The sequence below is a fragment of the Streptomyces sp. NPDC054047 genome (assembly GCF_055585065.1).
The window spans coordinates 870,806-894,129 of the sequence record NZ_JBVJKV010000003.1 but is presented as its reverse complement, the minus strand read 5'-3'; the positions used below and the strand labels follow the sequence as shown (position 1 = coordinate 894,129).

The 23,324-nt window shown below is 71.0% G+C and carries 20 protein-coding genes and 3 pseudogenes; 7 read left to right on the top strand and 16 right to left on the bottom strand.

Annotated features, from left to right (window positions below; genetic code table 11):
* Nucleotides 1–13: 13 nt before the first annotated feature.
* Nucleotides 14–220: pseudogene (locus ACZ6ZP_RS15585) on the top strand (hypothetical protein); the annotation flags it as partial.
* Here ACZ6ZP_RS15585 and ACZ6ZP_RS15580 read toward each other — a convergent pair.
* From ACZ6ZP_RS15580 to ACZ6ZP_RS15545, 8 genes are all read right to left on the bottom strand, one after another.
* Complete coding sequence (locus tag ACZ6ZP_RS15580; protein WP_469407077.1) at nt 177–1,985, bottom strand: hypothetical protein; 1,809 nt, start codon at nt 1,983–1,985, stop codon at nt 177–179. The pseudogene ACZ6ZP_RS15585 and the gene ACZ6ZP_RS15580 overlap by 44 nt on opposite strands.
* Nucleotides 1,982–2,590: a hypothetical protein gene (locus ACZ6ZP_RS15575; protein ID WP_366462564.1), complete on the bottom strand. Its 609-nt coding sequence runs from the start codon at nt 2,588–2,590 to the stop codon at nt 1,982–1,984. The genes ACZ6ZP_RS15580 and ACZ6ZP_RS15575 overlap by 4 nt, the downstream gene beginning before the upstream one ends.
* Nucleotides 2,587–3,453 carry a carbohydrate ABC transporter permease gene (locus ACZ6ZP_RS15570; protein ID WP_351156222.1) on the bottom strand — a complete coding sequence of 289 codons (867 nt, stop codon included), beginning with the start codon at nt 3,451–3,453 and terminating at the stop codon, nt 2,587–2,589. Before ACZ6ZP_RS15570 ends, ACZ6ZP_RS15575 begins: the two co-directional genes overlap by 4 nt.
* Complete coding sequence (locus ACZ6ZP_RS15565) at nt 3,450–4,409, bottom strand: carbohydrate ABC transporter permease (RefSeq protein WP_351156224.1); 960 nt, start codon at nt 4,407–4,409, stop codon at nt 3,450–3,452. The genes ACZ6ZP_RS15570 and ACZ6ZP_RS15565 overlap by 4 nt, the downstream gene beginning before the upstream one ends.
* A complete protein-coding gene (locus ACZ6ZP_RS15560) occupies nt 4,406–5,689 on the bottom strand; it encodes an ABC transporter substrate-binding protein (protein WP_351156227.1) in 1,284 nt (427 codons plus the stop codon). The genes ACZ6ZP_RS15565 and ACZ6ZP_RS15560 overlap by 4 nt, the downstream gene beginning before the upstream one ends.
* 67 nt (nt 5,690–5,756) lie before the next feature.
* Complete coding sequence (locus tag ACZ6ZP_RS15555) at nt 5,757–6,503, bottom strand: cupin domain-containing protein (RefSeq protein WP_361464808.1); 747 nt, start codon at nt 6,501–6,503, stop codon at nt 5,757–5,759.
* Nucleotides 6,497–7,420: a DUF6807 domain-containing protein gene (locus ACZ6ZP_RS15550; RefSeq protein WP_469407072.1), complete on the bottom strand. Its 924-nt coding sequence runs from the start codon at nt 7,418–7,420 to the stop codon at nt 6,497–6,499. Before ACZ6ZP_RS15550 ends, ACZ6ZP_RS15555 begins: the two co-directional genes overlap by 7 nt.
* Nucleotides 7,417–8,535 (bottom strand): Gfo/Idh/MocA family protein, encoded by a 1,119-nt coding sequence (locus tag ACZ6ZP_RS15545; protein ID WP_469407071.1) that lies wholly within the window; start codon nt 8,533–8,535, stop codon nt 7,417–7,419. Before ACZ6ZP_RS15545 ends, ACZ6ZP_RS15550 begins: the two co-directional genes overlap by 4 nt.
* A 202-nt stretch (nt 8,536–8,737) precedes the next feature.
* Between ACZ6ZP_RS15545 and ACZ6ZP_RS15540 the strand changes: the two genes are divergently transcribed.
* Nucleotides 8,738–10,081, top strand: a complete 1,344-nt coding sequence (locus ACZ6ZP_RS15540; RefSeq protein WP_469407069.1) for a Gfo/Idh/MocA family oxidoreductase — start codon at nt 8,738–8,740, stop codon at nt 10,079–10,081.
* Between the two features lie 7 nt (nt 10,082–10,088).
* Here the strand turns inward: ACZ6ZP_RS15540 and ACZ6ZP_RS15535 are convergent, their stop codons facing one another.
* Nucleotides 10,089–11,039: a LysR family transcriptional regulator gene (locus ACZ6ZP_RS15535; protein ID WP_361464816.1), complete on the bottom strand. Its 951-nt coding sequence runs from the start codon at nt 11,037–11,039 to the stop codon at nt 10,089–10,091.
* A 92-nt stretch (nt 11,040–11,131) separates the two neighbouring features.
* Between ACZ6ZP_RS15535 and ACZ6ZP_RS15530 the strand changes: the two genes are divergently transcribed.
* Both ACZ6ZP_RS15530 and ACZ6ZP_RS15525 read left to right on the top strand, forming a co-directional pair.
* Nucleotides 11,132–12,001 carry an alpha/beta fold hydrolase gene (locus tag ACZ6ZP_RS15530; RefSeq protein ID WP_469407068.1) on the top strand — a complete coding sequence of 290 codons (870 nt, stop codon included), beginning with the start codon at nt 11,132–11,134 and terminating at the stop codon, nt 11,999–12,001.
* Nucleotides 11,998–13,407: an MFS transporter gene (locus ACZ6ZP_RS15525; protein ID WP_366462571.1), complete on the top strand. Its 1,410-nt coding sequence runs from the start codon at nt 11,998–12,000 to the stop codon at nt 13,405–13,407. Before ACZ6ZP_RS15530 ends, ACZ6ZP_RS15525 begins: the two co-directional genes overlap by 4 nt.
* Before the next feature lie 101 nt (nt 13,408–13,508).
* Here ACZ6ZP_RS15525 and katG read toward each other — a convergent pair whose 3' ends face one another.
* Complete coding sequence (gene katG / locus ACZ6ZP_RS15520) at nt 13,509–15,722, bottom strand: catalase/peroxidase HPI (RefSeq protein ID WP_351156244.1); 2,214 nt, start codon at nt 15,720–15,722, stop codon at nt 13,509–13,511.
* Nucleotides 15,723–16,063: 341 nt separating this feature from the next.
* Here katG and ACZ6ZP_RS15515 point away from each other — a divergent pair, with 341 nt between their 5' ends.
* The gene (locus tag ACZ6ZP_RS15515; protein WP_361464825.1) at nt 16,064–16,480 is read left to right on the top strand and encodes a Fur family transcriptional regulator; all 417 of its coding nucleotides are present in this window, start codon (nt 16,064–16,066) and stop codon (nt 16,478–16,480) included.
* Between the two features lie 95 nt (nt 16,481–16,575).
* Here the strand turns inward: ACZ6ZP_RS15515 and ACZ6ZP_RS15510 are convergent, their stop codons facing one another.
* The 4 genes and pseudogenes from ACZ6ZP_RS15510 to ACZ6ZP_RS15495 form a co-directional block, all read right to left on the bottom strand.
* Nucleotides 16,576–18,297, bottom strand: a complete 1,722-nt coding sequence (locus ACZ6ZP_RS15510; RefSeq protein ID WP_351156249.1) for an acyl-CoA dehydrogenase family protein — start codon at nt 18,295–18,297, stop codon at nt 16,576–16,578.
* Between the two features lie 66 nt (nt 18,298–18,363).
* Entirely contained in the window at nt 18,364–18,921 is a 558-nt protein-coding gene (locus ACZ6ZP_RS15505; protein WP_361464830.1) for a PadR family transcriptional regulator, read from the bottom strand.
* Between the two features lie 91 nt (nt 18,922–19,012).
* Nucleotides 19,013–20,797, bottom strand: a complete 1,785-nt coding sequence (locus tag ACZ6ZP_RS15500; RefSeq protein WP_351156254.1) for a bifunctional metallophosphatase/5'-nucleotidase — start codon at nt 20,795–20,797, stop codon at nt 19,013–19,015.
* A gap of 98 nt (nt 20,798–20,895) precedes the next feature.
* Nucleotides 20,896–21,042: pseudogene (locus ACZ6ZP_RS15495) on the bottom strand (SAM-dependent methyltransferase); the annotation flags it as partial.
* A 386-nt stretch (nt 21,043–21,428) separates the two neighbouring features.
* Between ACZ6ZP_RS15495 and ACZ6ZP_RS15490 the strand changes: the two are divergent.
* Nucleotides 21,429–21,719: pseudogene (locus ACZ6ZP_RS15490) on the top strand (2-methylisoborneol synthase); the annotation flags it as partial.
* 55 nt (nt 21,720–21,774) lie between these two features.
* Complete coding sequence (locus ACZ6ZP_RS15485; protein ID WP_469407283.1) at nt 21,775–22,053, top strand: hypothetical protein; 279 nt, start codon at nt 21,775–21,777, stop codon at nt 22,051–22,053.
* A gap of 86 nt (nt 22,054–22,139) precedes the next feature.
* Here the strand turns inward: ACZ6ZP_RS15485 and ACZ6ZP_RS15480 are convergent, their stop codons facing one another.
* Nucleotides 22,140–22,622, bottom strand: coding sequence for an iron chaperone (locus tag ACZ6ZP_RS15480; protein ID WP_399972381.1), 483 nt, complete (start codon nt 22,620–22,622; stop codon nt 22,140–22,142).
* Between the two features lie 85 nt (nt 22,623–22,707).
* Nucleotides 22,708–23,163, bottom strand: coding sequence for a carboxymuconolactone decarboxylase family protein (locus ACZ6ZP_RS15475; RefSeq protein ID WP_351156262.1), 456 nt, complete (start codon nt 23,161–23,163; stop codon nt 22,708–22,710).
* Nucleotides 23,164–23,324: the final 161 nt, after the last annotated feature.

Genomic DNA, 23,324 nt, shown 5'->3' with positions numbered 1-23,324 from the left:
CCTCAGCGCGACGGGCGAGCGGCTCGCCTCCGACTCCACCCTGCGCTTCCGCGAGCGCGACGAAGTGACCGCCTCGCTGACCGCGCACGGCTACGTGGTGGACGAGGTCCGCGACGCCCCGGACCGGCCGGGCAGGGAGTTCGTCTTCTTCGCCCGCCGCCCGGACCACGCGCACGTCAACGCAGCGTCATCCGATACGTCAGCGGCGAACGGCCGGTGATCAGGACCCGGATGCCGTCCGGGGTGAGGGAGCCCTTCATCCAGGTGTAGCGCTCCCCCGGATCGACCACGGGCGGCTGCTTGCCGCCCTTCCCGTTGCCCGGGCCGAAGGTGATCCGGTCCTCGCCGACCGTGTAGACCGCCTCGCCGCTGACGAGCTGGTAGGTGTCGTCGGCACCGGCGACCGGCTCAAGCCCCTCCCCCGACAGCTCACCGCCCCGCCGGAAGCACAGTTCGAGGGCCAGCGGCACCGCGGACCCCGACACGTCGAAGGACAGCTCCCAGCCGCCGTCGTCCGTCTCGCGCACCAGGATCTCGGTGCGCAGGGTCCGGTACTCCTTGGGCCGGTGCGGGAAGTCCATCGCCGACCAGAAGCGCCCGTCGTCGGTGAGCGGGTAGAGCCCGTCCCTCCGCCGGTGGCGCCGGGGCAGCGGCTGGTGGAACGCGGCCCGGACCTCCGCGTGCAGCCGCCACGCGTCGCCCCGCCGCTGCAGGCCCTCGGACCGGAAGGGGCCGAGGGAGAAGAACTGCGGGGCGAGCCGCAGCGAGTCGAGGATCGCGGCGCCCTTGCGCATCTTGAAGAACGTGGGGTTGGTGGAGAGGCCCGACGAGATGGCGTGCACCTCGGGCAGGTCCGTGCCGCCGAAGACGCTCGCCGTCCGCTCGCCGCGGCGCACCCGCACCAGGCGGCAGCTGTCGTCGTGGTGCTCGAAGTCGGTGGGAAGCTCCTTGCCCGCAGGCAGCTCACGGGCCAGCTCGGGGCGGTCGAGGACCTCGGCGAGCCGGTCCCCCAGCGGGGTCTCGCCGAAGGTCTGCCCGGCGCCGCGCTCCCGCAGCAGCGCGGCGACCGCCGCGAAGGTCCCGTTGCCGTCGCGGATCGCCAGCTCCCGGTACTGGAGCCAGAACTCCGGCAAGTAGCGCAGTGTCGCCTGGTCCTGGCGGCGCGAATGGAGGGACTCCACCTCGCCGTTGGGCTCGGTGACGTAGAGCGAGGCGGTGAGGTTGTCCCGTACGTGGGCGTACAGGTCGCGCCGGTCGTGGAAGCGGGCGATGGTCAGCAGGGCCGGGTTGGTCACGACCGCCGAGTACGTGGGGCTGCGTTCGCTGTACTCGCCGCCCGCCAGCTGGTCGATGCCCTCCGCCAGCCAGGCGTCGATGCGGCGGAGGTAGGAGGCGTCGGGCCAGCGCCGGTGGATACGCGCTAGCGCGGAGCACACCAGCCAGCGGTGGTTGGCGGTGTGCACGCCGCCGTTCGCGAGGCCGGGGCCTGCCTTGCGCAGGATGCGCTCGACCGTGGCCCGCAGCTTGGCGGTGGACCGATCGGCGTCCTTGTCGAGCAGGGCGTAAGCGATGTTGAGGTCGACGATGGAGAAGGCGGTGTCGGGCGGTGAGTGGACGGCGCCCTGGTCCCACAGCCCGTCGTCGAACTGTTCCTCGGCGAGCGTGTCCGCGAGCTCGTGCAGCGGGCCCAGGAGCGCGCCGTCGTGGTGGTACGCGGACGCGGCGTGCACGTGGACGGAGGTGAGGGTGCGCAGGCTGCGGGCGGCGGCGCGGGCCTTGCCCAGGTCGCGCAGCTCCGTGAGGTGGTCGTCGTACCCGTCGAGGACGGCGGCGGCGCGCGCGTCGGCGGCATCGGTGAGGAAGGCGACGAAGTCCGCGTCCTGTCGCGGCTGTTCGGCCGCGGCCGCCGTCTGACCGGAGAGGCCGCCGATCCCCGCGGCGGTGGCCGTGGCGGAGGTGGCGAGGAAGGTTCTGCGGGCTATCACGCTGTCTCCCCTTGGGGCATGCGTACGTGGTTGCGTACGTCGATGGCGGTGAGCGCGATGGCCAGTGGCCCCGGCACGAGGAACGCGAGCGGCAGCATCATCCAGGCGCACAGCCCCGCCGCCGCGAGGGCGAGCAGGACCAGCAGGCTGCCGCCCACGTCCCGCCCCGCGTCACCGGCGGCCCCGCGCACCGCGGCGCGCCAGTCGCCGAGCGCTTCGGGGCGGGCGCAGGCGCGCAGCCCCACGATCACGGCGCAGGCCCCGATCACCGCGGCCGTCACGGCGAAGACACGGGCACCCGGAAGACCCGCCCCGGCAAGCGCCAGATCCGCCGCGAACAGCAGCACGCCGGCGAGTGCGACCGCGCCCGCGGCGAGGTCACCGGGATGGAACCGCTCACGCAGCAGCGCCATGTACCGCCCCGCCGTGGCGGGTTGGGCGTCCCTGGTGCCGCGCACGATGGTGCACGCGGTGGAGAACGCCGCCGGAGCGGTGATCAGCGGCAGACAGGCGAACGCCGTGATCACGCCGATGGCCAGTACGTCCGCGAACAGGGTCATCCGTGGCCCGAAGATCTCGCCCGGCTCGCGGGTCCGCGCGCTCATCCCTTGACCCCGGAGTTGGCCATGCCCTCGACCAGGAAGCGCTGGAAGGCGAGGAAGAACAGCACGATCGGGAGGAGCGCGATCACCGACATGGCGAACATCGGGCCGAACGCCGACTGGCTGGAGGCGTCCACGAACGACCGCAGGGCCAGTGTCAGCGTGAACTTCTCCGGCGAGAAGAGATAGATCAGCTGGGTGAAGAAGTCGTTCCAGGTCCAGATGAAGGTGAAGATCGCGGTGGTGATCAGCGCGGGCCTGGTGAGCGGCAGGACGACCAGGAAGAAGCTGCGGAACGGGCCGCAGCCGTCGATCCTGGCGGCCTCCTCCAGCTCGCGCGGCAGCCCGCGCATGAACTGCACGACGAGGAAGACGAAGAAGGCCTCGGTGGCGAGGAACTTCGGCAGGATCAGCGGCCAGTAGGTGTTCACCATGCCGAGCTGGTTGAAGATGATGTACTGCGGGATCAGGACCGCGTGGTGGGGCAGCATGATCGTCGCGATCATGAAGGCGAACAGCGGCCCCCGGAAGCGGAAGCGCAGCCGCGCGAACGCGTAGGCCGCGAGCGAGCAGCTCAGTACGTTGCCCAGGACCGCGCCGCCCGCGATCAGCAGGGAGTTGGCGAGCAGCCGTCCGACGGACACGTCGTCCACGCCGTCGAGGGCGGTCGAATAGTTCGACCACTCCAGCTTGCTCGGCAGCAGGTTCAGGCTGGCGATCACCTCGTCGGCGGGCTTGAGCGATGTGGCGACGAGCCAGGCCAGCGGGTACAGCATCACCAGGAGCGCGGCCAGGCATCCGGCGTGCAGCGCCACCCGGCGCCAGGGAAGGGACCGACGGCCCACGGTGGTTGCGGTGGTGGTCATCGCTCCCCCTCGTTCGCGTAGAAGACCCAGGAGCGCGAGGTGCGGAAGAGCACCGCGGTGACGGCTCCGATGGCGAGCAGCAGGACCCAGGCCATGGCGGAGGCGTAGCCCATGTGGGAGGCGACGAAGCCGCGGTCGTAGAGGTAGAGCGTGTAGAAGAGGGTGGAGTCGGCGGGGCCGCCCTTGCCGCCGCTGACCGCGAAGGCGGGGGTGAAGACCTGGAAGGCCTGGATGGTCTGGAGTACGAGGTTGAAGAAGAGGACCGGCGACAGCATCGGCAGGGTGATGGAGACGAACTGCCGCCTGCGGCTCGCCCCGTCCACCGACGCCGCTTCGTAGAGCTCGACGGGGATCTGCTGGAGACCGGCAAGGAAGATCACCATGGGGGCGCCGAACTGCCAGACCGTCAGGAGTGCCACGGCGAGCAGCGCCCAGCCGGGCTTGTTGACCCAGCCGCCGGTGTGGATGCCGATGTCGGAGAGGAGGTTGTCGACGGTGCCGCCGTCGTTGAAGACCGCCCGCCACACCAGGGCGATCGACATGGACGCGCCGAGCAGCGAAGGGGCGTAGAAGGCGGAACGGTAGAAGGACTTGCCGCGCTTCATGGATTTCAGGGCGAGCGCGACGGCGAGCGCGAGCGCCAGCTGCAGCGGCACGGCGATCACGACGTACATGAGGGTCGCGCCGACCGAGCGCCAGTAGCGCGGGTCCTCGGTGAACATCTGGACGTAGTTGCGCAGGCCCACCCAGCGCGGGGCGTTGAACAGGTCGTAGTCGGTGAAGGACAGATACAGCGAGACGGCCATCGGCAGGAGCGTCAGGACGACGGCGCCGAGCACCCAGGGCGAGAGGAACACCCAGGCGGCGCCCTCGCGGCGGAGCCTGCCGCGCCGCTTGTGCGGTGGCGCGGGGCTCTTGGCCCGCACGGCCTTCACGGGTATGTCGGTGGTGGTCATGACCTCAGCTCCGCCTTCGCCTCGGTGATGAAGTCCTCCGCGGCCTCGCGGGGTGTCATCTGCTCGAACGACACCTGGTCGTAGTCGCGCTGGAAGGTGGTCTGCAGGGAGTTGTCGCCGGTGGGCGGGGCCTTCGGCGGCGTCTTGAGGGTGCCGTCGACCGAGTCCTGGTAGTCGGCGACTGTTCTGTCGAAGTCCTTGAGTTCGGGGCCGAGGTCGTCGCGGATCGGCTCGTTGACGGGGATGCCGCGGGAGGCGCCGAGAATCGCCGCCGCCTTCTTGTCATTGATCATGAAGTCGATGAACTGGGCCGATTCCTCGGGGTGTCGGGTGCCGGCCGCTGCGCCCATGAACATCGAGGGCTTGAAGTACTGGCCGGGGGTTCCGTCCGCGCCCGACGGCATCGGGGCGAGCGTCAGTCCTTCGCCCACGATCGCGGTGTAGCCGCTGGCGGGGGCGTCCCAGTTGAAGTCGGCGACCGCCGTGCCGCGCGCCAGCGGCTGGTTCTCCACCGAGCCGTCGAGCTGCGTGGTCTGCTCGGCGGAGGACACCGCGCCCTCGCGCCGCAGCTTGTCGGTAAAGGTCCACCAGCGCGTCAGGTCGTCGGCCGTGAAGCCCAGCTCGCGGTCCTTGGTGTAGAGGGCCTTGCCCTGGCCGCGCAGCCACACCTCGAAGCAGTCCTCGCTCTGGCCGGGGTCGATGGACCCCGGCTTGCCCGCCTTCTTCGCCAACTCCCGCATGGCGTCGGCCCAGTCGTCCCAGGTCCAGCCCTTGCGCGGGAGCCTCACCCCGGCCGCCTTCCACTGCTTGGCGTCGTACACCACCGTCTCGGTGCCGCGGCCCTGCGGGATCGCGTACTGGGTGCCGTCCACGACGCCGGTGGCGAGGAGACCGGGGTCGATCTCGTCGGTGCGCAGGGCCTTCTTCCGCTTGCCGAGGTCGAGGAGGATGCCGCCGGAGGCGTACTGGTCGATCTGCCGGTAGTCGAGCTGCATCACGTCGGGGGCGTCGCCGCCCGCCGCCTGGGTGGCGAGCTTCTGCTTGTACGCCTCGTAGCCGGCGAACGAGGTCTGCACCTCGACCCCGGGGTGCTCCTTCTCGAACAGCGCGACGGCTTCCTGGGTACGGGCCGCCCGGTCGGGGTTGCCCCACCAGGTGTAGCGCAGCACGGTCGTGCCGCCGCCGCTCGATTCGTCCGAGCCGCCGCAGCCGGTGAGCAGCACGCTGAGCGTGAGCACCGCGGCCGTCGCGCAGGACCACTTCGTCCTGTTTCCGGGCATGCCGATGACACCTCTCCTCTCTGGTGTGTCGACGGTTCGCTGACGGGTGTTCGTGTGACGGGGTCGGTTACTCGCCGTGGTACGGGAGCGTGGTGCCCGGCAGTTCGTACTCGTCGCGGCGCCCGCACATGCCGTAGCCGCCGATGCGGGAAGGGCGGCTGTCGTACGAGCCCGAGCCGGCCAGGTAGTCGGGGCTGCCGGACTCCAGCGCGTCCAGCTGTGCTCCCGTGCGCTCGGCGGTGGCGAGGGCGCCGGCCCGCCACAGCTCGCGCCAGGTGGGGACCTTGTCCCGCACGAGCCCGGCCGCGGCCTGCTGGAACTCCAGGTAGGGGCCGTTGTCCCCGGCTTCGAGCGCGTCGCGCAGCGGCAGATAGCCCTCGACGGCCAGGTCACGGCGCTTGCGGGCGGCGGCTTCCGCCTCCGGGCCCTCCTTCGCGGGGAGCTTCGCCGCGGCGGCGTACCGCTCGGGGTCGGCGAGCACGTCGGGCGGGAAGGTGAAGACGGCGTCCCCGGCCTCGGGCAGGCCGCTGTTCTGCATCAGGACCGTGATCCGCAGGTCGCCGCCCTGGACCATGCGGTGCACGGTGCCGGGCGTGAACCACGCGACGGCGCCCGCTTCCAGGGGGACCTCGCGGTAGCCGTCGGGGCTGAGGGTCTGGACGGCGCCGCGGCCGCCGGTGACGACATAGGCCTCGGTGCACACCAGGTGCAGATGCGGGCTGCCGCCGCACACTCCGTCGGCGGCCTCCCAGTCGTACGCGGTCAGGTGCGAGAGGCCGACGGCTCCGGGCAGCGGGTGCGGAAGGCTCACCATGTCAGTCCCTTCAGGTGGGTGGCGACGCGGTCGCGGTCCCAGGCACCGTCGGCGACCACGACGCGGTAGCGGTAGCTGAAGGACGCGCCGGGCACCAGCGTGAACTCGTCGAAGAACGCCCAGGAGAAGGCGACGGTGGGGATGGGTTCGGAGCGGACGAACCAGTGCGATTCGTGGATCGCGCTCGCCTCGTCGAGGTTCTCGGGGGCGTGCGCGAAGACCAGCGTGGAGTGCGCGTCGATGTCGTCGTGCTCGGCGGTGAAGGCGAGCCAGGGGCCCTGGGTGCCCATCAGACCGGCCGCGTCCTTCTCGTCGTCGGGTCCGAAGGCGTCGCCGCCGGTGAAGTCACGCGGCCCGCGCCACTGCAGGCCCGTGTACCCGGCCATGTCGCGGCCCGCGGTGGTCGGCGAGCCGAAGCGCAGGGGCTCGTCGCGGATGTTGGTCAGGCGGATCGACCAGTCCAGGGCCCACGATCCGGCTTCCTCGTCGACCGAGTGGACGGTGATGCCGCGCTCTTCCCTGGCCCATTCCCGGCCGCCGTTCTCGATCCAGGTGAGCTCTTCGGTGAGGTGCAAGCGGTCCTCCTCGACGTCGACGGCGGGAAAGCCGTCGTGCCGCATCGATCCGATGCGCTCCGGCAGGCGCAGATAGCCCTCGCCGTGGACGTAGCAGTTGCCGCCCCAGAAGTTCTGCCCCGACAGGTGGCTGGCGGTCATCTGCAGGCCCTTGTGCCAGCGGTGGTCGCTTGGCCGGTACCCCGAGACCTGGTGTCCGGCCAGGGTGCGCAGGGGGTGGATGTAGGGCTTGCGGGCCTCGAAGGCGTCCGGGTCCGGTGCGTAGACGTAGCTGAGCAGTTCGACGTCGCCCGACCGGACCGTGATGCGCTCGCCGTGGGTGTGGGTGACCTGAATCGTCATCGCGTGGGGCTCCAGTCGGGGTGGCTGCCGTGCATGGCCGGGTAGTAGGGGTCACCGGCGGCGATCTCGCCCGCGAGCACCGGCTGTCCGGTGAACGCCGACTTGTAGAGCGCGGCGGCGAATTCGAGGGTGCGCCGGGCGTCGGTGCCGCTGCCCGGCGGCCGTACTCCCTGGTCGTACGCGTCCAGGAGGGCACCGAGCTGGGCGGCGTGCGAGCTGGGCACATCCGCGGCCGGAGTGCGCCAGGCGTCCGCGCGTCCGGCGTCGACGTGCGGGGCCGGGGTGTAGACCCAGTCGGCGTTGGAGTGCCCGTACAGGTGGGTGAGTTCGACCGTCGCGTCCGCGCAGTCGACGCGGATGCGGCTGACCTCGTCCGGGGACAGGACGCTGTTGACGACGGTGGCCAGCGCGCCGTTCTCGAAGCGCACCAGCGCGGTCGAGACGTCCTCGCTCTCGGTGTCGTGGACGAGGCGGGCCGCCATGGCGCGCACCTCGGTCCAGTCGCCGAGCAGATGCAGCAGCAGGTCGAACTGGTGGATGCCGTGGCCCATGGTGGGGCCGCCGCCCTCGCTCGCCCACCGGCCGCGCCAGGGCACCGCGTAGTAGGCGCTGTCGCGGTGCCAGGTGGTCTGGCAGTGCGCGACGCGGGGCGCGCCGAGCTCGCCACCGGTGATCAGCTCGCGGGCGTGGACGGCGCCCGAGCCGTAGCGGTGCTGGAAGACCACCGACGCGTACGTTCCCGATGCCTCCTCGGCGGCGGCGATCTCGTCGTACTCGGCGAGCGAGAGGCACAGCGGCTTCTCGCACAGCACCCATGCGCCCGCCTTCAGCGCGGCCACGGTCTGGGTCCGGTGCAGTGACGGCGGGGTGCCGATCAGGACCAGGTCGGGGCGGACCGCTTCGAGCATCGCGCCGAAGTCGGCGAAGCCCTCGACGTCCGCGCCCAGCGCCCCGGCCTCCGTGCGGAAGGCGTCGAGCCTGGCCGAGTCGACGTCGACGGCGGCTCTCAGCTCGATCCGGTCGGAATGGGCCCGCAGGGCGGGCAGGTGACTGCCGGTCACGATGCCGCCGGTGCCGACGACGGCGGCCCGTAGACGCGTGGGGGTGGAGGACATACGGTCTCCTCGAACGAGCTTAGAAAGCGCTTGCACCGGTGCCGACCCTAGGCACTGCGGGAATGTCAGGACAAGACCTCGGAGCCGAAAAATGAAACGACTCAATATGTGGACGGCGACCGTTGCCGCACGCTCACCACCTCCCCCCGCGACGCCCACATCCGGTCATCCGCACACCCCAACTCCGCGAACGGAGTCACGCATGCCCCTCGACGCCCCGCGCCGTCGCCGCTGCGCCGTGGTGGGACTCGGCGCCCGCGCCCAGCTCTTCACCGAGGCGCTCGCCGGTCCCTACGCGGACCGCATCGAGCTGGCCGGCTTCTGCGACGTCAACGCGCACCGCATGGCCGTCCACAACGACTGGATCGCGACCGCCCGCCCCGGCCGACCGCCCGTACCCGCCTACCGCGCGGACGACTTCGAGGAGATGCTGCGCCGCGAGCGCGTCGACCTCGTGGTGGTGTGCACCGTCGACCACCTGCACGAGCACTACATCGTGCGGGCGCTCGAAGCGGGCTGTGACGTGGTCACCGAGAAGCCGATGACCACGAGCGCCGAGCGCGCCCGCCGCATCCTGGACGCCCGGCGCCGCACGGGCCGCGAGGTCCGCGTAGCCTTCAACTACCGCTACAACCCCGTGCATGCGGCCGTGCGCGAGCTCCTCACGGCGGGTGAGATCGGCGAGGTCGGCTCGGTGCACTTCGAGTGGCTGCTCGACCTGCGGCACGGCGCGGACTACTTCCGCCGCTGGCACCGCGACAAGGCGAACTCCGGCGGCCTGATGGTGCACAAGGCCACCCACCACTTCGACCTGGTCAACTGGTGGCTGGGCGCGCAGCCGCAGACCGTCTACGCGCAGGGCGGGCTCTTCTTCTACGGCGATCAGGCGGGCAACCGGCGCGGCCTGGCCCGCGACTACACGCGCGCGCACGGCTCCCCCGCCGCCGAGAGCGACCCCTTCGCCATCCGCCTGGCCGACTCGTCCGTGCTCAGCGCCCTGTATCTGGAGGCGGAGGCGGAGGACGGCTACCACCGCGACCAGAACGTGTTCGGGCCCGGAGTGATCATCGAGGACGACATGGCGGTGCTGGTGCGCTACTCGTCCGGCGCGACCCTCACGTACCACCTCACCGCGTACGCGCCCTGGGAGGGCTATCGGATCGCCTTCAACGGAAGCGAGGGACGCATCGAACTCCTCGTGGAGGAATCCACCTGGACACGCCCCGACGTACGGACCGAGGGGGCGAGCGCCGTCATGCACGGCGCGGCGGTCGGGGACGAGGCAGGCCGTACGCAACTGCTGCTGCGCCGCTTCTGGGAGGAGCCGCGGGAAGTGAAGGTGCCCACGGAGGAAGGCGGGCACGGCGGCGGAGACGTGCGGATGCTCGCCGATCTCTTCGGCGAGCGGGCGCCCGGCGATACGGACTCGCTCGGCCGCGCGGCGGACGCGGGCGACGGAGCGCTCTCCCTGGCCACGGGCCTGGCCGCGAACGAGTCCTTCGCGACGGGGCTGCCGGTCGACGCCCGGGTCCTGATGGAGAGCTGAGAGGACGTCAATCGCTTTCCCCTTGTGGTCCGAGGGGGCCGAGCCGGTGGTCGAGCGCCGCACCGACATCGGGGCAGTTCGTGCGGATGACGTCGAGGAAGGCGTTCAGCGCCGGGGAACGGTCCCGGGCGCTGAAGGACAGGACCAGATCGGGCAGCGGCGTGCGCGGGGTCACCTCGCAGAACCACGTGCCCCGTCGTGGGGCCGCCAGCATGCGAGAGGGCCCCAGGCCGACGCCCACCCCACAGGCGGCGAGGCCGATGATGGTGTGGATGTCCCTCGCGACGGTCGCGCCGGACAGCGCCGGGGAGTCCTTGCCCAGGAGGGTCCGCAGTCCGGTGACGACGGCGGGCTCATCCTCGCCCGGCGCCACGATCAGCGGCTGTCGCCGCAACTGGTCCACGTCCACCGACGACTGACCCGCGTACGGGTGCGTGCTGCTCACGACCGCGACCATGTGGTCGTGCCCGATCGGCACCGATACCAGCTGCTCGGCTCCGACGCCCCGTGGCCGGCCGAGGCCGATCGCCACGTCCAGCTCGCCGGCGACGAGCGCGGCCGTGCTGCGGTTGGTCGCCATCTCGTGCAGTTCCAACCGCACGTCGGGCCGTTCACGGCCGAACCGGCCAAGAACGTCCGGCAGGGGTTCGAGCAGCGCCGATGCGATGAAACCCAGGCGCAGTCGGCCCGTCTCGCCGCGTGCCGCCCTGGCCGCGTCGACCGAGGCCGCCGCGATCTCGTCGAGCGCCCTGCGCGCCCGGGAGAGGAAGGCCGCGCCCGCAGCCGTCGGAAACACCCCTCGGCGGGTGCGGTCGAACAAGCGGGCGCCCACTTCCCGTTCGAGGTCGGCGATCTGCTTGGACAGCGGAGGCTGCGCGATCCCCAGCGCACCGGCCGCCCGTCCGAAGTGTTCGTGCTCGGCGAGGGTCAGTGCGTACCTCAGGTGCCGCGCCTCCATGTCAGCCTCCCAGCCATATCTCACAGGTATCGTCGGCCAGCCTGTCAGATCTTTCGCTGGATGAGAGAGGCCGGGTCGCGTGGAATGCGGTCATGACTGATTCCTCCTCCCCAGACACCACCGCTTCCTCCTGCCCGGACACCGTCTTCGTCTTCGTGCACGGGGCCTGGCACGGCGCCGGGCAGTGGGCGGCGACGCAGCGCGCACTCGCCGGGCTCGGTGCCGCGAGCATGGCCGTCGACCTGCCGGGACACGGCTTCGACGCGCCCCTGCCCAGCGGATACCTCACGGCGGGCCAGCCGGGCCTGCTGACCGAGAAGTCCGCGCTCGCCACCGTGACGATGGACGACTGCGCCGCGGCCGTGCTGGACACGCTGCGCCAGGCCCGCCACCACCGTCGTGTCGTGCTCGTCGCCCACAGCGCGGGCGGCGGCCCCGCGTCACTGGCCGCCGAGCGCGCACCCGAACTCGTCGACGAGATCGTCTATCTCTCCGCCTTCGTGCCCGCCGGACGGCCCCGGTTCTTCGACTATCTCGGCTCGCCCGAGAACGCCACGGCGCGAGGCCAGAGCCTCAACCTCGGCGACCCCGGGGAACTGGGCGCCGTGCGCATCAACCCGCTTTCACAGGACCCCGCCTACGTAGAGGAACTGCGGCAGACCCACTACCACGACACTCCCCGGGACCGCTTCGACCGCTGGCGCTCGGCGCTGAGCCCCGATCTGCCGCTGGCGATCCCCACCACCCCGGTCATCGTGACTCCGGGACGGTGGGGGCGCGTCCCGCGGACCTTCCTGCGCTGCGCCGACGATCGGGCGCTGCCGACGGCCGTGCAGGATCTCATGATCGCGGAAGCCGACCGGGCCGTGCCCGGCAACCCGTTCACCGTGCGCACCCTCCCGGGCAGCCACAGCCCGTTCGCCGCCCGGCCCCATGAGCTCGCCGCGGCGCTGCTGCCGTGAGCGGCGGACGCCTCGTGCTGCCGGTGGTGCTCAGCGCCACGTTCGTGCAACTGCTCAACGTCACCGTCGCCCAGGTGGCCGCGCCGGCGATCCAGACCGGCCTGGGCGCCGGTCCTGGCGCCGTGCAACTGGTCCTCGCCGGGTACACCCTGACGTACGCGTGCCTGCTCATCCCCGCCGCACGGCTGGGCGACCGGTACGGCTACCGCCGGCTGTTCGTGGTGGGCACCATGGTCTTCACCGCGGGGTCACTGGCCGCCGCGTGTGCCCCGGACGCCGCGTCGCTGATCACGGCCCGGCTGGTGCAGGGCGCGGGCAGCGGTCTGGTCGCCCCCCAGGTCCTGTCGCTCATCCAGGCCGCCGTGCCCGCCACACGCCGGCCGCGCGCCTTCGGCCTGTACGGCGCCACCATGGCCGTCGCGTCACTGGCCGGACCGCTGATCGGCGGCCTCGTCCTCAGTGCCGATCTCTTCGGCCTCGGCTGGCGACCGGTCATGCTCCTCACCGTGCCGGTGGCGCTCGCCTCGCTGGCCGGAGCGACCGCGCTGCCCCGCACCCGCGGGGCGGACGGACTCCGCGTCGACAAGCTGGGTGCGCTGCTGGTCACCGTGGGAGCCGGTGCGCTGGTCCTGCCCCTGGCGCTGGGGCGGGAAGCGGGCTGGCCCTGGTGGACGTGGGCCGGTTTCGCCGTGGCGGTGGCCGCCCTCGGCCACTTCGTCCGGAGCCTCCCGCGCCGGCCCGACCCGCTGATCCATCCGTCGGTGCTGCGTGACCGGTCGGCGCGCAGGGGCACGCTGCTGGTGTTCGTGTTCAACACGGGCGTGCCCTCCTTCACTTACCTGCTCTTCCTTCACCTCCAGTCCGCCGTCGGGTACTCGGCCCTGGCGGCCGCTCTGACGTCGGCGCCGTTCGCCGCAGCCGCTGTCGTCGGCAGCAGAGCCGCACCCGCTCTCACCCGCCGACACGGGCCGACGGTGCTCACGGTCGCGTCCCTGGTGCTGGCCGGGATGTGCCTGGCACTGGCCCCGCTCGTCGGCTCGGCGGAGGGACGTCAGGCGGCACTGCCCGTGCTGGCCATCGGCGGAGCCGCGTTCGGCGCCTTCACCGCGTCGGTGTTCACCCTGGTCCTGGCCGAGGTGCACGGCCCCGCCGCCGGTTCGGTCTCCGGGCTGCTGCCCACAGCGCAGCAGCTCGGCGGATCCATCGGAGTGACCGCGGCCGGACTCGCCTACTACGCCCCCGCCGCCGACGCGGACACCGCGTTCCGGCACGCCATGCTCTACCAGGCCGCCGCCTTCACGATCACCGCACTGATCAGCCTCCGGCTCCGCGACCGGCCTGGCACCGAGCCCGTGCACGGCCACAGCACTCCAGCCGAAGGGCACGCATGCGGGACGCACAGCTGAGCTCCGACGACGACGCGTTCTGCCTTCCTGCTTCCGCCGCGAGTTGAGAAGACGTCAGGGTCGGCCCGTGCGGGCCGACCCTGACGTGGCGATCAGAAGACTCAGACCAGGTCGAACCGGTCGAGGTTCATGACCTTGTCCCAGGCCGCGACGAAGTCCTTCACGAACTTCTCCTTCGCGTCATCGCTCGCGTAGACCTCGGCGAGCGCACGCAGCTCGGAGTTGGAGCCGAAGACGAGGTCGGCGCGGGTGCCGGTCCACTTGACCGCGCCGCTCGCGTCACGGCCCTCGAACTCGTCCTGCGCCTCGGACGTCGACTTCCAGGTCGTGCCCATGTCGAGCAGGTTGACGAAGAAGTCGTTCGACAGGGTGCCCGGCCTGTCCGTGAACACGCCGTGCTTCGACCCGGCGTGGTTGGCGCCCAGGACGCGCAGACCACCGACGAGGACCGTCAGCTCGGGCGCGCTCAGGGTCAGCAGGTTCGCCTTGTCGATCAGCAGGAACTCGGCCGGCAGGCGGTTGCCCTTGCCGACGAAGTTGCGGAAGCCGTCGTTGGTCGGCTCGAGCGCGGCGAACGACTCGACGTCCGTCTGCTCCTGCGCGGCGTCGACACGGCCCGGCGTGAACGGCACCTCGACCTGGACACCTGCGTCCTTGGCCGCCTTCTCGACCGCGGCGGAGCCGCCGAGGACGACCAGATCGGCCAGCGAGACCTTCTTGGCACCGGAGTTGAACGACGCCTGGATGCCCTCCAGCGTACGCAGCACCTGCGCGAGGTCGTCCGGGTTATTCACCTCCCAGCTGCGCTGCGGCTCCAGACGGATACGGCCGCCGTTGGCGCCACCGCGCTTGTCGCTGCCGCGGAAGGAGGACGCCGCGGCCCAGGCCGCGGAGACCAGCTGCGCGGTGGTGAGGTCCGAGGCGAGGATCTGCTCCTTGAGGGATGCGATGTCCGAGGCGTCGACCGGCTCGCCCTCGGCCGCCGGCAGCGGGTCCTGCCACAGCAGCACCTCGTCGGGCACCTCAGGGCCGAGGTAGCGCACGATCGGGCCCATGTCACGGTGCGTCAGCTTGTACCAGGCGCGGGCGAACGCGTCCGCGAACTGGTCCGGGTTCTCGTAGAAACGCCGCGAGATCTGCTCGTAGACCGGGTCGAAGCGCAGCGACAGGTCGGTGGTGAGCATCATCGGGAGGCGCTTCTTCGACGCGTCGAAGGCGTCGGGGATGATCGCCTCGGCGTTCGTCGCCACCCACTGGTTCGCGCCCGCCGGGCTCTGGGTGAGCTCGTAGTCGTACTCGAAGAGGTGCTTGAAGAAGTCGTGGCCCCACCGCGTGGGGGTGGTGGTCCAGATGACCTCGAGACCGCTGGTGGTGGCGTCGGGGCCCACACCGGTGCCGTGCGAGTTCTTCCAGCCGAAGCCCTGCTGCTCCATGGGCGCGGCCTCGACGTCGTCGCCGATGGCCTCGCTCGGTCCCGCGCCGTGGGTCTTGCCGAAGGTGTGACCACCGGCGATGAGCGCGACGGTCTCCTCGTCGTTCATCGCCATGCGGCGGAACGTCTCACGGATGTCGCGGGCCGCGGCGACCGGGTCCGGGTTGCCGTTGGGGCCCTCGGGGTTGACGTAGATGAGGCCCATCTGGACCGCGCCGAGCGGGTTCTCCAGCTCGCGGTCGCCGGTGTAGCGCTCGTCGTCGAGCCAGGTGGTCTCGGGGCCCCAGTACACGTCCTCGTCGGGCTCCCAGACGTCGGCGCGGCCGCCGGCGAAGCCGAAGGTCTTGAGGCCCATCGTCTCCAGGGCGACGTTTCCGGTGAGGACCATGAGGTCGGCCCAGGAGAGGTTCTGGCCGTACTTCTTCTTCACCGGCCAGAGCAGTCGGCGGGCCTTGTCGAGGCTGACGTTGTCCGGCCAGCTGTTGAGCGGGGCGAAGCGCTGCTGCCCGGCTCCGGCGCCACCGCGGCCGTCGCTGATGCGGTAGGTGCCCGCGCTGTGCCACGCCATGCGAATCATGAGGGGGCCGTAGTTGCCGAAGTCGGCGGGCCACCAGTCCTGCGAGGTGGTGAGGACCTCGGCGATGTCGCGTTTCACGGCCGGCAGGTCGAGGCTCTTGAACGCCTCGGCGTAGTCGAACTCCTCGCCCAGGGGGTTGGCCACGGCGGGGTTCTTGGCGAGGATCTTCAGGTTGAGCCGCTCCGGCCACCACTGGCGGTTTCCACCGCCCTGGGTCGGGTGCGGGGCGCGACCGTGCGCGACCGGGCAACCGCCGGTCTCCTCCGGCTCGGGGTCGGTGACGATCGCGTCATGGTTGTCAGTCATGGGAATCCTTCCGGACGGGGCGGATCACGGTGCTCGGGAACTGCGCACGACGGAACGGTCTGGGGCGCCGAGGGGCGGCTGGGGCATCAGTTCCAGGCCGAGGACGCCCGCCTGCCCGCTGGACTGTTTCTCCGCGAGCGGGGCACTGGATGTCGGGGCGAACGCACCGGATGCCGGGGCGAGCGGACCCGTCTCCTGAAGTCACGTGCTGTTCCCTGCTGTTGCCCTGTCCCTTGGCCGTCGGCCGGAACTGATCCTACGATGGACCAAGTCCAAGTCAATACGACAGACGGGTCCGTACGAATTCAGTCGTCAGACGATGCACAGTTAGGCTGGTACGCATGAGCGATCTCCTGGAACGGCTCCGCGGACGTGGCTGGAGGATGACCGCTCAGCGCCGAGTGGTCGCCGAGGTACTCGACGGTGAACACGTCCACCTGACCGCCGACGAGGTTCTCGCGCGCGCCACCGCCCGGCTGCCGGAGATCTCTCGCGCCACGGTCTACAACACCCTCGGTGAGCTGGTCTCCCTCGGCGAAGTGATCGAGGTGTCCACGGGCCGCGCGAAGCGGTACGACCCCAACGCCCACCACCCGCACCAGCACCTGGTCTGCTCGGGCTGCGGCGCCATCCGTGACGTGCACCCCGCCGGCGATCCCCTGGCCGCCCTTCCGGCCTCCGAGCGCTTCGGCTTCACCATCTCCGAGGCCGAGGTGACGTATCGGGGAGTCTGCCCGGACTGCGCCGCTCGCGGGTGAGGTGCCTACGCAAGGAGCCGTGACCGCCCCCCGCCGACTGATCGGCAGGAAGTAGCCACGGCTCCGAGGTGCTGCGGCGCCAACTCGTAGGAGTACTACGGCGCCATCTCGTACGCACCGGCCAGCGCCTCGACGCGCTCCCACACCCGTGCCGAGCGCGCGTCGTCGACGACCGGGCGCCGCACCGCGCCGAGCGCCCAGCTCTGCTGCTCGGCGGTGGCGGAGTCCTTGCCGTGCAGTTCGACGGCGTGCGCGGAGAAGTCGCGTACGAGAACGGCGAACAGCTCGTCGAGCACGTCCTCGTCGAGGCCGGTCAAACGCGCCTGCTCCAGGATCAGCTGGCCGTGCACGACCAGCGCGAACAGCTGGCCGACGGCGAGGAGGAGGTCGAGGTCGCTGCTCTGCTCCTTGTCGGGGGCTGCCGTCTTGACGAACTCGCAGAGGGCGTCGGCCTGTTCGCGCAGGCGCGCGACGTTGGGCACCGCCGCGTACGCGTCGTAGGCGGTGCGCCAGTCGTGGAAGCGGATGGCGCCCAGACCGCGGGCCGGTCCCTGCCGGAAGAGGAAGTCGTCGTCGGCCGCGTCGACGCGGGTCGGCACGGGCTCGTACTCGGCCGGGTTCAGCAGGTGGTTGCCCATGAACTTGAGGATCAGGGCCAGGTTGACGTGGACCGTGCCCTCCAGCTTCGGCAGGCCGCGGATCTCGACGGCGGCCTGGGCGAAGTAGGTGTCCTTCTCGAAGCCCTTGGCGGCGATGACGTCCCACATCAGGTCGATGACCTTCTCGCCCTCCGTGGTCACCTTCATCTTCGTCATGGGGTTGAAGAGGAGGTAGCGGCGGTCGTCGGGGCCCGCGGAGCGGAAGTAGTCGACGGCGCGGTCGCTGAACAGCTTCATCCCGACCAGGCGGACGTAGGCGTCGGTCAGCTCGCGGCGCACGTGCGGGAAGGCGGTGACCGGGCGGCCGTACAGGATGCGGTTGCTGGCGTGCGTGACGGCCTCGTACATCGCGTGCTCGCAGATGCCGATCGAGGCGGTGCAGAGGTTGAACTTGCCGACGTTGACGGTGTTGAGGGCGGCGTCGAAGGCGGCGCGGCCGGTGTGCAGCACGTCGTCGGGGCCGACGGGGTAGTTCTCCAGGCGGAACTCGCTCACGTACTTCGAGGAGTCGACGACGTTCTTGACGAGGTGGTACGCCTCGTGGCGGCTGTCGGCGGCGAAGAAGACGTAGCCGTCGGGGCCCTCGACGTCGGTGCGGCGGCCGAAGACGGAGACGAGCCCGGCCGCGTTGCCGTTGCCGATGTAGTACTTGGAGCCGCTGGCCCGGAAGCCGCCCTCGCCATCGGGCTCCAGAAGCATGTCGGTCGAGTAGATGTCGGCGCCGTGGGTCTTCTCGGACAGACCGAAGGCGAACACCTCGCCCTGGGAGAGGAGTTCCGCCGCGCGGGTACGGGCGGCGGCGTTCTCGCTCTGCCAGACCGGGCCGAGGCCGAGGATGGTGACCTGCCAGGCGTACCAGTAGTCGAGCCCGTAGAAGCCGAAGATCTCGTTGAGGGCGGCGATGCGGGCGGTGTCCCAGCGCGCGTCCGGCTTGTCCTCTGCCGCGGACGCCGGGGTGAGGAAGGTCGCGAAGAGACCCTCCTTGGCGGAGAACTCGAGGAAGTCGGCCAGCCAGGCGCGGGTGCGGTAGTCCTCGATCAGCTGTCGCTTGCCGCGGGCCTCGAACCAGTCGACGGTCGCGCGCAGCAGCCTGCGGGTCTCGGTGTCGAACTGCTTGGGGTCGTAGGTGCGCGGGTTGAACAGCAGCTGGTCGGCCATGAGTGTTCGCCTTTCCGGCTCGGGAGGTGAGGGGTGGTGGGGTAATGGCATGGAGCCTGGGCCGGTTCAGTCCTGGGGACCGAGCCGGTGGAGGGTGTCGAGCACGTCGTCGAGCCAGGCGAGCGTCATCCGTTCGTACGCGATGCCGCCGCGCAGCACGACGTGCTGGAGCTCGCGCCCGGCTTCGGGCGTGGTGGGCGCGTCGGGTCCGGTGAAGTCGCGCAGCTCCCCCGCGAGGTAGCGTGCGAGCCGGTCGGTGTGCGCCTGGCGGTGCCGCTCGACCTCGCGGATCAGCGCGGCCGGGTCGTCGAAGGCCGCACCGCGGATCTTCACGGCGAGCTCGTGGCGCACGCTCTCGGGTTCGATGGGCTCGTGCAGCCACTGGGAGAGCACGGTCTGCCCCAGGGCGGCGACGGAGTACTCCTTCTTGTCCGGGCGCGCCTGCTGCGCCACCTCGCGGACGTCGATCCAGCCGTCGCTCTCCATGCGCTTGAGCACGCGGTAGATCTGCTGGTGGGTGGCGGTCCAGAAGTATCCGATGGACCGCTCGAACCGCCGGGCCAGCTCATAGCCGGAGCCCGGCTTCTCCAGCAGCGAGACGAGGATCGCGTGCTCCAGTGCCATGCCCCGATCCTGCTATGCAACTCGTTGCATAAACAAGAGGCGCCGCCCTGGTGAGACACGGCTCACCAGGGCGGCGCGACGAACCGCGCGCCTACCTCCCGACGAAGGTGATGCGCCCGGGAGCCGGAGGAGCCAGCGGGGCCTCCCGGGTGGAGTTCTTGTCCAGGTAGTCCACCAGCGCCTCGAGGTCGGTCACGTCGCCGCCGTCGCGGTCGGTGCCCTTGGTGAACTCCGTGAAGCCGTTCCCGCCGTTGGCCAGGAAGTCGTTGACGGTCACGCGGAACGTGTCGGTGGGCCGCACCGCCTCGCCCTTCACCCGGACGGTGTCCGTGAGCAGCCGGTCGGCGCCCCGGCGGCTCATGTCGACGGAGTAGCGCAGGGCCGAGGAGAGCTGGAGGAAGCGCGGCTCGTCGGCGTTGGCGCCGGTGAACTGCTGCCGCAGGACGGTGATGAGCTGCTCGCCGGTGAGCGTCATCGTCCACAGGGGGTTGTCGAAGGGCTGGGTGCGGTACGCGTCGGCGTAGGTGACCGTCCCGTCGCCCTTGTGCACCAGGTCGGCGCGCATGCCACCGGGGTTGAGGAAGGCCAGGTCGGCCTCGTAGCCCCGGGTGGCCCGCACCTGCGCGTCGGTGAGCAGGCTGCCGAGCGGGGTCTCGGACTCGGGGGAGCCGCGGCCGGGCACGTCGGCGGAGATGTAACCGACGCTCCGGTTCGCCGCGGCCTCGGAGCGCCCCCGCCAGGTCTCCACGAGCCGGTTCATCGCGGGCTCCTTCGGGGTGTCGACGGGGACGACGTGGTTCTTCGCCACCACCGAGCGGCGGATGACGTCGCCGCCCTGGTCGAGGCGGAAGCGCAGATCCGTGAAGGAGCGGCCGAAGGAGTCGGCCTGCGTGACCAGTCGGGGCCGCCCGGCGGGGTCGGTGACCGTGCACTCGTAGGAGTCGTGCGAGTGGCCGGTGACGACGAGGTCCACCGCGCTCGGCGCCTTCTCCGCGATGCCCTTGATGCGGCCGCGCAGCCGGGACCCGGGCCCTTCGGCGTCGCAGTTCCCGGCCCCGGCGACCCCGTTCACGGTCTCGCCCTCGTGGATCAGGAGGACCTGGGCGTCGACTCCGTGCCCTGCGAGCTCCTTCGAGTAGCGCTTGATGACGGGGAGTTCCTCGTGGAACTCCAGGTCACGGATCTGGGAGGCGTTGATCGCCTGGGGTGCCTCCTTGGTGACGAGCCCGATGAACCCGATCCGCCGCCCGTCGCGCAGCTCCTTGATCATGTAGGGCCGCAGCACCGGCGACTCGCTGCCCTTGCGGGTCACGTTGGCGGCGAGGTAGGGGAAGTCCGTGCCGTCGTAGGCGCCGCCGGGGGCGCAGCCGTCCTCCGGGTGGCAGCCGCCCCGGTCGATGCGGCCCAGCTCGCCGGGCCCCTCGTCGAACTCGTGGTTGCCCACCGAAGCGACGTCGAGGCCCAGTTTCTCCAGGGCGTGGATCGTCGGCTCGTCGTGGAAGAGGGCGGACAGCAGCGGGCTGCCGCCGATCATGTCGCCGGCCGCCACGTTGAGCGAGTTCGGTCCGGTCCGGGCCTTGTCCATGAGCGTGGCCAACTGGGGCAGCCCGCCCGCCTGGACGTCGCCCCCGCGCCGCACGCGGCCGGCCGCGCCCTCGACGGGGTCCAGGTTGCCGTGCAGATCGTTCAGGGCCAGGAGCTGTACCGGCACTCCGCCGAGCGGGGCGGGCGCGGGTGCCGGGTCGGCGGCGGAGGCCGTGGCAGGACCGGTCGGGGCGCCGAGGGTCAGTGCCAGCGCGGTGGCAGCGCAGGTGATCGCGGTGCGCTTCAGCAGGGATGTCGGGGGACGTGGGAGGGAACGAGAGGTTTCGGTCACGCAGCGACGCTACGAAGCCCGAGGTCAGGACCGTGCCGGACACACCCGACGGCACGGATGATCACCCGGGGAGCCCCGCGGGCCGCGCCCTCGGCGGGTCAGACGCGGTCGGCCGCGATGAGGAGGTAGTGGAAACTGCCTTCTCGGTACGCGGTCAGGAAGGGCTCCTCGATGCCGGTGGCGAGCGAGGACTTGGCCCGCGGTTCCCAGTAGGGGATGGTCGCGGCCGTGAGGTCGACGATTGCGGCACCGGGGCCGTGCTATCCCTGCGTCGAAGACCGAGCCGAGTCGACCCGAGTCGAGGCAATCCTCCCGTGGACGGAGTCGCGGATGAAGGCGCCCCTTTCCGGTACGACCGACGACACCGCGGACGCCCTTGGCTCTCCCAGCCTGCTGACACGCCTGCTGTCGGGTCCGTCCGGGATCGGGACGGGGTCCTTGCGCCTCGCACCAATGGCGGAACCAATGGCGGAAGCGGAAGCCCTTCCTGAGGCTGCGTCAGCAGCCCATCCCCCACCCTCGCAACGCATCGAGGGCCTCTACTCCCCGCCCGCCGTACGGGACGACCGCGCGCTGGCGGACGAGATCAACGCCCGGCTGGTCGCCGGACGCACCGGGCATCGACCACCTCATGGCCGCCGCCCGCCTGCTGGTCGGCGAGAACGCCGTGGACGACTACTTCTGCGAAGCGGAGTACGGAGGTCGCGCGGACCGGCGCGGCGCGGCACTCGCCGTGGCCCAGTCCACGATCGACCCCGCCCACAACACCCCCCGCTACGAGGCCGATTGGCGGTCCGGCCTCGCCTCCCACCCGGCCCTGCGCTCGATGCGGTCGGCGATGGACCACCTGCGTGCCCTGGCCACTCCGGCCCAGGCGCACCGCTACCGGCACGACATCGCCAGCCTCTACCTCGGTTACGACGCGGAGGGCGACCGCATCACCCAGCACCGCACTCCCGCGGTGTGGGAGTACCTGGTTGCAGCGGCAGTTCAACAGCTTCCGCCCGTGCCTGACGATCACCGACGCCGTCGGCGGCTACGAACTGCCCGCCCAGGACTGCTCCATCGAGGATGCCTTTCAGCGGGCGATCGAGGTCCACAACGACCTGGTCCACCTCTTCGAGGAGCAGGCCGCCGCCCTCTCCGCCACCCACCCGCGCGTCGCCCGCTTCATGACCGGGCTCTCGAACTGGGTGGGCGGCAACCACGAGTGGCACGCGGGGAACGTCGGCACGCGGTACGCGACTTCACCCTGAGGGCTTGAGGGCTGTGTGAGCTCTTGAGGGCTGTGTGAGCTTGAGGGCTTGATGCCTTTGTGGGCTTGAGGCCCTCAGGCCTCCCCTCAACTCACCGCCCTCTTCACGAGCGCCGCGATCCGCGCCTCGCCGTCGGCGGTCAGCTCCTTCAGTGCGTACGAGGCCGGCCACATGGTCCCGTCGTCGAGGTTCGCCTTGTCGCTGAAGCCGAAGGTGGCGTACCGCGCGCTGAACTTCTGCGCGCTCTGGAAGAAGCAGACGATCTTGCCGTCCATGGCGTACGCGGGCATCCCGTACCAGAGCTTCGGGGCCAGCTCCGGCACGTTCTCCTTGATCACCGCGTGGATCCGCTCGGCCATGACCCGGTCCGCGTCCCGCATCTCGGCAATCTTCGCGACCACGGCGGCCTCCTCCTCCGCCGCCTTGTCGGCGCGCGATCCACGGCGTGAGGACGCCTTCAGCTCCTGGGCGCGCGCCTTCATCGCGCCTCGCTCCTCCTCCGTGAATCCGTCGAACTTCTCGGCGGTCGCGGTAGTGGTGCTCTTGGCGGGCTTCAGCGTGTTCGTCATGGCGGGGCTCCTCCTGTGCGTGCTTGTACGTGCTTGTGCGTGGCTTGCGCGTGGCTCGGTGGGACGCGGCGGCGGGCCGGGTGTGTCAGCCCCAGGCGCCCGCGATCTGGCGGGTCGAGGCGTTGAGCCGGTTGAACAGGTTGGTGACGCCGATCATGAGGACGAGCGCGGCCAGCTGCTTCTCGTCGAAGTGGGTGGCGGCGGCGTCCCAGACCTCGTCGTTCACCGCGTCGGGACGGTCGGCGAGGCGCGTCGCGGCCTCGGCCAGTTCGAGTGCCGCCCGCTCCGGCTCGGTGAAGTACGGGGCCTCGCGCCAGGCGGCGACCGTGGCGAGCCGCTCGTCGCTCACCCCGGCCTTGCGGGCCGACTTCGCGCCGCCGTCGACGCAGGCGCTGCAGCCGTTGATCTGGCTGACCCGCAGGTGCACCAGTTCCAGGGTCTGCCCGTCCACTCCCCCGGAGTGCACGGCCTTGAAGAGCGACTGGATGGACGGCATCGCGTCGGACAGGACGACCGCGGGGTTCTGCATACGAGACTGCATTTCGGCTGCTCCTCTGTTGGGGCCCTTTCGGGCCGGTGCCCCATTCCTTCGGGGCCGGTGCCCCGTTCCCTCGGGGTGTGAGTCCATCTCAGCCCGATCCGCTCGCCACGACCACGGCGATGGGACACCGTGGGACAGCTGAAACAGCCTTGAGCAGCGGC

What these genes read in the sequence shown, in the direction of transcription:
- ACZ6ZP_RS15575 (WP_366462564.1), bottom strand. Translation starts at nt 2,590, where the DNA reads ATGAGCGCGCGGACCCGCGAGCCGGGCGAGATCTTCGGGCCACGGATG.
- ACZ6ZP_RS15570 (WP_351156222.1), bottom strand. Translation starts at nt 3,453, where the DNA reads ATGACCACCACCGCAACCACCGTGGGCCGTCGGTCCCTTCCCTGGCGC.
- ACZ6ZP_RS15565 (WP_351156224.1), bottom strand. Translation starts at nt 4,409, where the DNA reads ATGACCACCACCGACATACCCGTGAAGGCCGTGCGGGCCAAGAGCCCC.
- ACZ6ZP_RS15560 (WP_351156227.1), bottom strand. Translation starts at nt 5,689, where the DNA reads ATGCCCGGAAACAGGACGAAGTGGTCCTGCGCGACGGCCGCGGTGCTC.
- ACZ6ZP_RS15555 (WP_361464808.1), bottom strand. Translation starts at nt 6,503, where the DNA reads ATGGTGAGCCTTCCGCACCCGCTGCCCGGAGCCGTCGGCCTCTCGCAC.
- ACZ6ZP_RS15550 (WP_469407072.1), bottom strand. Translation starts at nt 7,420, where the DNA reads ATGACGATTCAGGTCACCCACACCCACGGCGAGCGCATCACGGTCCGG.
- ACZ6ZP_RS15545 (WP_469407071.1), bottom strand. Translation starts at nt 8,535, where the DNA reads ATGTCCTCCACCCCCACGCGTCTACGGGCCGCCGTCGTCGGCACCGGC.
- ACZ6ZP_RS15540 (WP_469407069.1), top strand. Translation starts at nt 8,738, where the DNA reads ATGCCCCTCGACGCCCCGCGCCGTCGCCGCTGCGCCGTGGTGGGACTC.
- ACZ6ZP_RS15535 (WP_361464816.1), bottom strand. Translation starts at nt 11,039, where the DNA reads ATGGAGGCGCGGCACCTGAGGTACGCACTGACCCTCGCCGAGCACGAA.
- ACZ6ZP_RS15530 (WP_469407068.1), top strand. Translation starts at nt 11,132, where the DNA reads ATGACTGATTCCTCCTCCCCAGACACCACCGCTTCCTCCTGCCCGGAC.
- katG (WP_351156244.1), bottom strand. Translation starts at nt 15,722, where the DNA reads ATGACTGACAACCATGACGCGATCGTCACCGACCCCGAGCCGGAGGAG.
- ACZ6ZP_RS15515 (WP_361464825.1), top strand. Translation starts at nt 16,064, where the DNA reads ATGAGCGATCTCCTGGAACGGCTCCGCGGACGTGGCTGGAGGATGACC.
- ACZ6ZP_RS15510 (WP_351156249.1), bottom strand. Translation starts at nt 18,297, where the DNA reads ATGGCCGACCAGCTGCTGTTCAACCCGCGCACCTACGACCCCAAGCAG.
- ACZ6ZP_RS15505 (WP_361464830.1), bottom strand. Translation starts at nt 18,921, where the DNA reads ATGGCACTGGAGCACGCGATCCTCGTCTCGCTGCTGGAGAAGCCGGGC.
- ACZ6ZP_RS15480 (WP_399972381.1), bottom strand. Translation starts at nt 22,622, where the DNA reads ATGACGAACACGCTGAAGCCCGCCAAGAGCACCACTACCGCGACCGCC.
- ACZ6ZP_RS15475 (WP_351156262.1), bottom strand. Translation starts at nt 23,163, where the DNA reads ATGCAGTCTCGTATGCAGAACCCCGCGGTCGTCCTGTCCGACGCGATG.